Origin of the sequence: Pseudomonas sp. PS02302, assembly GCF_029959585.1 — a bacterium.
In the GTDB taxonomy this organism is placed as follows: domain Bacteria; phylum Pseudomonadota; class Gammaproteobacteria; order Pseudomonadales; family Pseudomonadaceae; genus Chryseomonas; species Chryseomonas aestiva.
The window spans coordinates 65383-74624 of the sequence record NZ_JASCON010000015.1 but is presented as its reverse complement, the minus strand read 5'-3'; the positions used below and the strand labels follow the sequence as shown (position 1 = coordinate 74624).

Annotated in this window: 7 protein-coding genes; 5 read left to right on the top strand and 2 right to left on the bottom strand. The window is 65.6% G+C overall.

What is annotated here, in order from left to right; genetic code table 11:
* Positions 1-66: 66 nt before the first annotated feature.
* The gene (locus tag QMX82_RS07680) at positions 67-1092 is read right to left on the bottom strand and encodes an alpha/beta fold hydrolase (RefSeq protein WP_282282059.1); all 1026 of its coding nucleotides are present in this window, start codon (positions 1090-1092) and stop codon (positions 67-69) included.
* A gap of 216 nt (positions 1093-1308) precedes the next feature.
* Between QMX82_RS07680 and QMX82_RS07675 the strand changes: the two genes are divergently transcribed.
* The 4 genes from QMX82_RS07675 (at position 1309) to QMX82_RS07660 (ending at position 7136) form a co-directional block, all read left to right on the top strand.
* Positions 1309-3558, top strand: coding sequence for an ATP-binding protein (locus QMX82_RS07675; RefSeq protein ID WP_282282057.1), 2250 nt, complete (start codon positions 1309-1311; stop codon positions 3556-3558).
* Between the two features lie 8 nt (positions 3559-3566).
* Positions 3567-4028 (top strand): response regulator, encoded by a 462-nt coding sequence (locus QMX82_RS07670; protein WP_208694531.1) that lies wholly within the window; start codon positions 3567-3569, stop codon positions 4026-4028.
* Positions 4029-4127: 99 nt separating this feature from the next.
* Positions 4128-6539 (top strand): response regulator, encoded by a 2412-nt coding sequence (locus QMX82_RS07665; RefSeq protein WP_282282055.1) that lies wholly within the window; start codon positions 4128-4130, stop codon positions 6537-6539.
* Between the two features lie 27 nt (positions 6540-6566).
* Positions 6567-7136: a biliverdin-producing heme oxygenase gene (locus tag QMX82_RS07660; RefSeq protein ID WP_208694533.1), complete on the top strand. Its 570-nt coding sequence runs from the start codon at positions 6567-6569 to the stop codon at positions 7134-7136.
* A gap of 9 nt (positions 7137-7145) precedes the next feature.
* Here the strand turns inward: QMX82_RS07660 and QMX82_RS07655 are convergent, their stop codons facing one another.
* Positions 7146-8021: a hypothetical protein gene (locus tag QMX82_RS07655; protein WP_282282052.1), complete on the bottom strand. Its 876-nt coding sequence runs from the start codon at positions 8019-8021 to the stop codon at positions 7146-7148.
* A gap of 185 nt (positions 8022-8206) precedes the next feature.
* On the opposite strand from QMX82_RS07655, the gene QMX82_RS07650 reads away from it, so the two are divergent.
* Positions 8207-9226, top strand: coding sequence for a quinone-dependent dihydroorotate dehydrogenase (locus QMX82_RS07650; protein ID WP_208694535.1), 1020 nt, complete (start codon positions 8207-8209; stop codon positions 9224-9226).
* Positions 9227-9242: the final 16 nt, after the last annotated feature.

Below are 9242 nucleotides of genomic sequence, written 5' to 3'. Positions count from 1 at the left end.
CCCCTAGAGCGACAAAAAAGGCGGCGTGCCCCTGGGGACGCCGCCTTTTTTGTCGCCTGGATCAGCTCAGGGTTTCGGCTGGGTCGAGGGTGCCTTGAGGACGCTCAGCCCTTCCAGGAGCGCCTGGTGAAAGCGGTCCGGCGCCTGCATCTGCGGCGCATGGCCCAGTTCCGGGAATTCCACCAGGGTCGCCTGGGGAATGCGCTTCGCCGCCGCCTTGCCCAGTTCGGGATAGTGACCCAGCTGCGCCTTGAGCGCAGCCGGCGCCGCATCCTTGCCGATGGCGGTGGTATCGCGCTGGCCGATCAGCAGCAGGGTCGGCATGCGCAGCCGCTCGAATTCGTAGACCACCGGCTGGCTGTAGATCATGTCGTAGATCAGGGCGGAGTTCCACGCCACCCGCTCCTTGCCCGGTCCTGCGTTGAGACCCGCGAGCATGTCCACCCAGCGATCGTAGGCGGGAGACCATTGGCCAGCGTAATAGGTGCTGCGCTCGTAGTCGCGAATGGCGGCGGCCGAGGTCTTGAGTTCCCGGGCATACCACTGGTCGACGCTGCGATAGGGCACGCCCAGCGCCTTCCAGTCCTCCAGGCCGATGGGATTGACCAATACCAGCTGCTCGGTGGCCTCGGGATAGAGAAGCGCGTAGCGGGTCGCGAGCATGCCGCCGGTCGAATGACCGATGAGGGTCGCCCGGGCGATGCCCAGGTGGTCGAGCAGGGCGCGGGTATTGGCAGCCAGTTGCTGGAAGCTGTATTGATAGTGCGCCGGCTTGCTGGACTTGCAGAAGCCGATCTGGTCCGGCGCCACGATCCGATAGCCGGCAGCGCTCAGCACCTGGATGCTTTGCGCCCAGGTACCGGCGCAGAAGTTCTTGCCGTGCAGCAGGACCAGGGTCCGGCCGTTCGATTTTCCACTCGGCGCGACGTCGAGATAGGCCATTTCCAGAGGCTGTTGCTGGGAGTCGAAGCTGAAGGTCCTGACCGGGTAATCGTAGGCGAAGCCTTCGAGACGTTCGCCATAGACGGGCGCCGCTTGGGTGAGCGGGCTCAGCAGCAGGGCGGCCAGGGGGAGGGCGAGGCGCAGGGACATGGGCAGGATCCTGGGGCTAATCCAACTCCGACCGGACGCCAGTAGAGAAGATTCCGGGTCGTCAACTCGAGTGCTGGCGCCCTGGCTGGGGGTGTCCGGGCTGCGCGCCGTTTCGCTTCGCCTCCCGGCCCGGGTCTGATAGTCTGGATGACCTTTGTTTCCGTTTCGGCGCACCGCTTTCCCTGCGCTTCTTCCCGATCACATGAGGTTCCTGGTTTGGCGCTCGAGTCACCTTCCAAGACGCAGCCCGACGCTCTGGCCGATTGTGCCAATGAGCCGATCCACATTCCCGGCAGTATCCAGGAACATGGCTTCCTGTTCGCCGTGGAAGAGCCGGATCTGCGCATCGTCCAGGCCAGCGCCAACGTGCGGGAGTACCTGGGCGTCGCTGTGGAGGATGTGTTGGGTCGCACCCTCGGCGAATGGCTGCCGGAGCGGGATCTGCCGGCCATGCTCGAGGCCCTGTCCGAGGAAGAGCAGAATCCCATCTACCAGGGTGATGTCACCCTGGGGACGCAGCAGCAGACCTTCGCGCTGTTCATGCATCGCTTCGGCGGGGTGCTGATCGTCGAATTCGAGGCGCCGGTGGACAGCCGGCTTGGCCTCAATACCCTCTATCCCATGGTGCGGGTGTTCATCGAGCAGCTGCACCAGGCCGGAACCGTGGATGCCATCGCCACGCTCGCGGTGCGCGAAGCCAAGCGCATCTCCGGCTTCGACCATACCATGATCTATCGCTTCGACGAGGACGGTCATGGACAGGTGCTGGCCGAAGAACGCGACCCCGGCGTACCCAGCTATCTGGGGCTGAGATTTCCCGCTTCGGACATCCCCGCGCAGGCCCGCCGCCTGTACCTGGCCAACCGCATCCGGGTGATCGGCAATGCCTACTACCAGCCGTCGCCGCTGCAGCCGCAGACCAATCCGCTGACCGGCCAGTCGCTCGACCTCAGCTTCGCGCAGCTGCGCAGCGTGTCGCCGGTGCACCTGCAGTACATGAGAAACATGGGCACCCAGGCCTCCATGTCGGTTTCCATCGTGGTCGGCGGTCGCCTCTGGGGGCTGGTGCTCTGTCACGACCGCCAGCCGCAGCGGGTGTCCTTCCAGACGCGGACCGCCTGCGAGCTGTTCGGTCGGGTGCTGTCGCTGCAGATCGATGCTGCCGAGACCCACGCGGAATCCGATCGTCGGCTGGCGTTGCGTCAATCCATGGTGCAGATGCTCTCGACCATGGCCGACCGCGACAGCGTCTGCCAGGGGCTGCTGGAACTGCCCCAGGTCTATCTGGATTTCGCCCGCGCCCAGGGTGCCGCCATCATCTCCTCCGACGGCACCGAACTGATCGGCCAGGTGCCGCCGCGCGACGTGGTGGATAGCCTGGTCGAGTGGCTGTCGGTCAACGTCAAGGATCACTACGTCACCGACAACCTGGCCAAGGATATCGCCGAGCTGCCGCAGCTGGCCCAGTATGCGGCCGGGGTGCTCGCCGTACCCATTTCCGAATTGCATTCCCATTATCTGATCTGGTTCCGCAGCGAACTGGTCCAGGTGGTCAATTGGGCCGGACGGCCAACCAAACAGGAGGGCAGCGACGGGCGCCTGTCGCCCCGGCAGAGTTTCGTGCTCTGGCAGGAGACGGTCCGGGGACTGTCGCTACCCTGGTCGCCACTCGAGTTGGAAAGCGCCATCGAATTGCGCAATGCGGTGCGCGGGATCGTCCTGCGCAAGGCCGAGGAGATGGCCGAGCTGGCCGAGGAGTTGCAACGCAGCAACAAGGAGCTGGCGGCCTTCTCCTACAGCGTGTCCCACGACCTGCGTGCGCCGCTGCGCCATATCGCCGGCTATGCCGAGCTGCTGGGCGACATCGAAGGCGGCAAGCTGTCGGATCGAGGACGGCGCTTCCTGGAAAACATCGGGTCGTCGGCGCGCTTCGCCGGCAGCCTGGTTGACAACCTGCTGAGCTTCTCGCAGATGGGGCGGGCGGCGATCCGCTATTCCGACGTCAATCTCACCGCCCTGGTGGAAGCCATTCGCGAAGAAATGGCGCCGGACTATGCCGAGCGGCAGGTGGAGTGGCACATCGGCACCCTGCCTGTCGTCATCGCCGATGCCGCCTTCGTCCATCTTGCCTTGCGCAATCTGCTGGCCAACGCCATCAAATACAGTCGCTACGAAGAACCGGCGGTGATCGAGATCGGCACCTTGCCGAGCGATTCCGAAGACATCGTCTTTGTCCGGGACAACGGTGTCGGTTTCAACATGGACTATGTGGGCAAGCTGTTCGGCGTCTTCCAGCGCCTGCACCATGCCGATGAATTCGAAGGGGTCGGCATCGGTTTGGCCAGTGTCAGACGCATCATCGAGCGTCATGACGGTCGGGTCTGGGCCGAAGGTGCTATCGGCGAGGGCGCTACCTTCTTTTTCGCCCTTCCCAAACAACGCCCGTCCCCGGTACACAAAAGGTAGTTCTGTTCATGCTCAAACCCATTGTGCTGGTCGAAGACAATCCGCACGATCTGGAGCTCACCCTGGTGGCTCTGGAGCGCAGCCAGCTGGCCAACGATGTCGTGGTCCTGCGTGACGGTGCCGAAGCGGTCAATTATCTGCTCAGGCGCGAACCCCATGCCGATCGCGAGCCGGGCAATCCCGCCGTGATGCTGCTGGATCTCAAGCTGCCCAAGGTCGATGGCCTGGAAGTGCTCGAACTGATTCGTCGGACACCTGAGCTGTGCAGCATTCCCGTGGTCATGTTGACGTCGTCACGGGAGGAGCCGGATCTGGAGAAGGCCTACGAGCTGGGCGTGAACGCCTACGTGGTCAAACCGGTCGAGTTTCGTGATTTCGTCGCCGCGATCAGCGACCTTGGCGTGTTCTGGGCCGTGCTCAATGAGCCGCCGCCCGGATCGCGCCGGGTCGCCAGGCGCATTGGCCGTTAGCGAGTGAAGATCAGTGCATCCGTATCCAGTCATCCGCGACCGGCAGATAGGCGCGATCCGGCTCCCCTGAGCGAACAGATTCAAGGCCGACGTCCGTTTATGCCTCTCTCGAAACAGATCAAGATCCTGCTGGTAGAGGACAGCAAGCTCGATGCCGAGCTGATCCTGATCGAGCTGGAAAGGCACGGCTTCGAGCTGCAATCCAAGATCGTCTATGAGCGTACCGGTCTGACCCTGGCGCTGAGTCAGCAGACCTACGACATCATCCTCTCCGACATCATCCTGCCGGGCTTCTCCGGCGCCGAAGCCCTGCGCGTGGCACGGGCGCTGACGCCGGAAACCCCTTTCATCTTCGTCTCGGGCATCTTCGGTGAAGTGCACGCGGTGGAGATGATGCGCCTGGGCGCCAACGACTATGTGCTCAAGCAGAGCATGGAGCTGCTGGCCAAGGCGGTCGAGCGGGCACTGCTGGTGGTGCACGAGCGCCGCGAGCGGCGCCGCGCCGAAGAAGCCCTGCACAGTCTGGAAGTCAGGTCCCGCCTGGCCATGGACGCCTCCCGGCTGGGCATGTGGGAGTATCTGCCGGCCAGCCGTACGCTGGTCTGGGACGAGCGCTGCAAGGCCATGTTCGGCCTGCCGGCCGATGCGGTGGTCGATCTCCAGGTGTTCGCCCGCCTGTGCGGCGGCGATGGTCTCGAACGCTTTCTCGACACGGTCCGCCAGGCGGGCGCCGACGAGCGCGACGACGACTACCGCAGCGAATACCGCATCCGCCTCGACGATGGCGCCCAGCGCTGGGTCGAGACCCGCGGCCAACCCTTCTTCGAAGCCGGCGTCTGCACCCGCTTCCTCGGCGTGATGCTTGACATCACCCAGCAGCGCGACGCCGCGGAGAAACTCGAACGACTCAACGTCAGTCTCGGTGAGCGCGTCGAGGAGCGTACCCGGGAACGCGATCGGACCTGGGATCTCACCCGCGATCTGCTGCTGGTGTGCAAGCCCGACGGTACCCTGGTGGCGCTCAACCCGGCCTGGGAAGAAAATCTGGGCTGGTCGCGGGTGGCACTGCTCGACTCCTCGCTGCTGGCGCTGGTGCATCCCGACGAGCGCTTCATCACCGACAACGAACTCAAGCAGCTGGCCACCGGTGCGACCAGTCAGCGCTTCGTCAATCGTATCCGCCACCGCGACGGCAGCTATCGCTGGATTTCCTGGACGGCGGTGCCGGATGCCGGCATGACCTATTGCTCCGGACGGGACATCTCCTCCGAAGTCCTGGCGATGGAGGAACTGGCCGCGGCGAATCGCCAGTTGCGCGAGCAGATCGACGAGCGCGAGCGGGTGGAAGACACCCTGCAGCAGATGCAGCGCCTGGAGGCCGTGGGTCAGCTCACCGCCGGCGTGGCCCATGACTTCAACAACCTGCTCACCGTGGTGCTCAGCAGTGCCAGCTTCCTCGAGCGGGATCTGGCGCGCCTCGAAGCGAGCGACAAGACCCAGGGGCGGGTGCAGAACATCCGCGAAGCGGGCGAGCGGGGCGCCAAGCTCACCGCCCAGCTGCTGGCCTTCTCCCGCCGTCAGCGTCTGGCGCCCAAGCCGGTCAAGCTCAACGAAACCGTCGAAGGCATGCTCGAACTGCTGCGCAGCACCATGGGCGGCAGCGTCTGGATCGAGACCCATCTGCGCGCCGATTGCTGGCACGCCCTGGTCGACCCGACCCAGATCGAACTCATCATCCTCAATCTGGCGATCAATGCCCGGGATGCCATGGCGGTCGGCGGCACCCTGCGGTTGAGTACCTCCAACCAGACCATCAGCGAGCCGCCCCAGCGCCCGGAAGAACCCGAGCCGGGCGAGTACGTGCTGCTGGCGGTGCAGGACTCCGGCACCGGCATGAGCGAAGAGGTGCTGGCCAAGGCCTTCGAACCCTTCTTCACCACCAAGGAGGTGGGCAAGGGCTCCGGTCTGGGCCTGGCCCAGGTGTTCGGCTTCGCCAAGCAGTCCGGCGGTGGCGTGCGCATCGAGACACAGATGGGCAGCGGCACCACGGTGCTGGTCTATCTGCCGCGTACCGAGGCGGAAGATGCCGTGGATCCGGTCGGATTGCCGACCCCAGGGCGTGACGAACAGGCCGCCGAGCGACGCATCCTGCTGGTCGACGATGACCAGGCGGTGCGCAACGTGACCGCCGCGCTGCTGGCGGATCTCGGCTATCAGGTGGTGGAGGCCAGCAACGGCTTCGCCGCCCTGAGCGCCCTGGAACGTGATCCGCAGATCGATCTGCTGCTGGCCGATTTCGCCATGCCCGGCATGAACGGTGCCGAACTGGCTCGCCAGGTGCGCAAGCGCCTGCCGCAGTTGCCGGTGGTCTTCATCACCGGCTACGCCGAACTGGGCGAACTCGATCCCGAACAGTCATTCATCGTCCCCAAGCCCTTTCGCGAGGCGGATCTGGCCGCACGGCTGCAGGCCGCCCTGCGCGGCGAGAAACCCCAGCCTTCGCCGCTCTGAAGGTCGCCGTCACTACGAGGTATTTGCGTGTCCACCATCCGTGAAATGTTGCGCGCCGAGGGCGGTGCCCTGCACCAGCAGGTCGATGCCACCTTTGGCCGCTACGCGTTGCAGACGCGACCCCATTACACCGCCTTTCTCCAGGCCCATGCCCAGGCCCTGATTGGCCTCGAGGAGTTGCTGGAACGTTCCGGCATCCAGCGCCTGTTGCCGGACTGGGCGGAGCGTCGCCGCCGTGGGGTGCTGGCGGAGGATCTGCAGCGTCTGGCCGCCGACAGGCCCGAACCCGTCGTCTTCGAGCGCCTGCTCGACGAAGGCGAATGCTGGGGGGTGGCCTATGTCCTGGAGGGGTCGCGGCTAGGATCGCGGCTGCTGGATCGCCATGCCGGCGAAAGTCCAGACGAGGCGGTGCGCGACGCCCGGGCCTATCTGGGGCATGTGCCGCCCGCGGGAGCCTGGCCGGGCTTCCTGCAGCGACTGGACGAGGCGGGCAGCGACGCGCAGTTGCATCCGGCGATGCTGGCCGGTCAGCGCCTGGCCTTTGAGGTGTTCCTGGCCGCGGGGCAGCGTCACGCGCCTGCGATTGCTGCCTGCTGAGACGCTTGCCTAGAACGCCTGCAGATAGCCGATCACCTCGGCGGCACCCAGGCGTTCGAGAATCTCGGCAAGGACCCGGGTGCTCGCCACTTCATTGGGTAGCAACAGCCACTCCAGATCCTGGCCAGGCGCGGGCAGCGGCAGGCGGGCATAGTCGAGCTTCAGCCCCAGCAGCACCTGGACGAAGTCCGGATGATTCCAGACCGCATTGGGTAGGGCATAGACCGCGAAGGCCTCCTGCAGGCGGTCGATGGCCGCCTGCTCCAGGGTCAGGTACTGGATCTGCGCCGGCACTTCCACCGCGATGCCGCGGATGCGGGCGTAGGCGATGATGCTGGCAAGGGCGAGGGTGGTGGCCGCCTCGTTTTCCAGGAACAGCCGCGTACCCCGCCAATTGGCCTGGCGCAGGCGCAAGGGCTGCTCCGCAGAGAGATTCGGCAGGGTGCGATAGAGCGCCGCCTGGAAATCCCGATAGCCGATGATCCGGACCTGCTCGCGCGCTGCGGGCAGGGCGGCCAGTTCTTCCAGCTGCACCGCCGGGTCAGAGGCGCTGTCGCCCAGCCGCTGGCAGAGGCCCTCGATGGCGCGCAGGTCCAGGGCGGCAACCTGCTGGGTATCGGCGCTCACCAGCTGGCTGAGCAGGGCATGGGCGCGGCTCTTGATTTCCTGGGTCGGACCGGACAGCGCGGCGCGTGGCAGGCCGAGGAGCAGATGCAAAGGGTGGCCTTCATCCCACCAAAGACTGGCGCTGGGCGCGGGCAGGGGGAGGAAGGCATCGGCCAGGCGTTCCAGGCAACGCTGGATGCGGCGACTGGCCAGCGAGGGATGCAGATGCAAGGCCAGTGAAGACCAGGGGCTGCCCAGGAGGTTGGCACTGTTGCTCATGGGGTCTCCGGGGCGGATAGGAACTGCACGGCCGATTCTAGCGTGGGACAGACCGCGTTATCGTCGAATGATTCCTGAAAGGTAGGATCTTTTGTGCGAGTGACCGTTCGAGTCCGGGGCGAGCGACGTATGGCGGGTGGCAAGCCTGTATAATGCGCGCTTTCCGAATTGCCTGTGAGTCCGCCATGTACGACGCGCTCCGTCCTCTGCTTTTCAAAATGTCTCCCGAAGGATCGCACGATCTGGCGTTGGACCTGATCGGCGCCGCGGGTCGGCTGGGCCTGACGGGCCTCGGTCGGCGGCCGGGCCGGTTGCCGGTGCAGGTCATGGGTCTGGAGTTTCCCAATCCGGTGGGCCTGGCCGCCGGACTCGACAAGAACGGCGCCGCCATCGACGGCTTTGCCGGTCTGGGCTTCGGCTTCATCGAGATCGGTACCGTGACGCCACGGCCGCAGCCGGGCAATCCCAAGCCGCGGCTGTTCCGCCTGGAGCAGGCCGACGCCATCATCAACCGCATGGGTTTCAACAATGCGGGCGTGGATGCCCTGATCGAGCGGGTCAAGGCTGCCCGCTTCCAGGGCGTACTGGGGATCAACATCGGCAAGAACGCCAGTACCCCGGTGGAACGGGCGGTGGACGACTACCTGATCGGTCTGGAGCGGGTCTATGCCCACGCCAGCTACATCACGGTGAACGTGAGCTCGCCCAACACCCCCGGTCTGCGCAGCCTGCAATTCGGCGATGCGCTCAAGAGCCTGCTGGAAGCCCTGCGCCGGCGTCAGGAAGACCTGGCGCTCCAGCACGGTCGGCGGGTGCCCATCGCCATCAAGATCGCCCCGGACCTGACCGATGAAGAGATCGTGCTGACCGCCCAGGCGATTCGCGATGCCGGGATGGACGCCATCATCGCCACCAACACCACCCTGGGCCGGGAAGGGGTGGAGAATCTGCCCTATGCCGCCGAGGCCGGTGGCCTGTCGGGTGCTCCGGTGCGGGAGAAGAGTACCCATGTGGTGCGGGTGCTGGCCGCTGAGCTGGGTGGTCGGCTGCCGATCATCGCGGCGGGCGGGATCCTGTCCGGGGAAGATGCGGCGGAAAAGATCGCGGCGGGCGCCAGTCTGGTGCAGCTCTACAGCGGCTTCATCTATCGCGGACCGGCGTTGATCCGGGAAGCCGTGGATGCGATCGCCGCGGCGCGTCCCTGAGGGGAGGGGGGCTCGC

What these genes read in the sequence shown, in the direction of transcription:
- QMX82_RS07650 (WP_208694535.1), top strand. Translation starts at nt 8,207, where the DNA reads ATGTACGACGCGCTCCGTCCTCTGCTTTTCAAAATGTCTCCCGAAGGA.
- QMX82_RS07670 (WP_208694531.1), top strand. Translation starts at nt 3,567, where the DNA reads ATGCTCAAACCCATTGTGCTGGTCGAAGACAATCCGCACGATCTGGAG.
- QMX82_RS07680 (WP_282282059.1), bottom strand. Translation starts at nt 1,092, where the DNA reads ATGTCCCTGCGCCTCGCCCTCCCCCTGGCCGCCCTGCTGCTGAGCCCG.
- QMX82_RS07665 (WP_282282055.1), top strand. Translation starts at nt 4,128, where the DNA reads ATGCCTCTCTCGAAACAGATCAAGATCCTGCTGGTAGAGGACAGCAAG.
- QMX82_RS07655 (WP_282282052.1), bottom strand. Translation starts at nt 8,021, where the DNA reads ATGAGCAACAGTGCCAACCTCCTGGGCAGCCCCTGGTCTTCACTGGCC.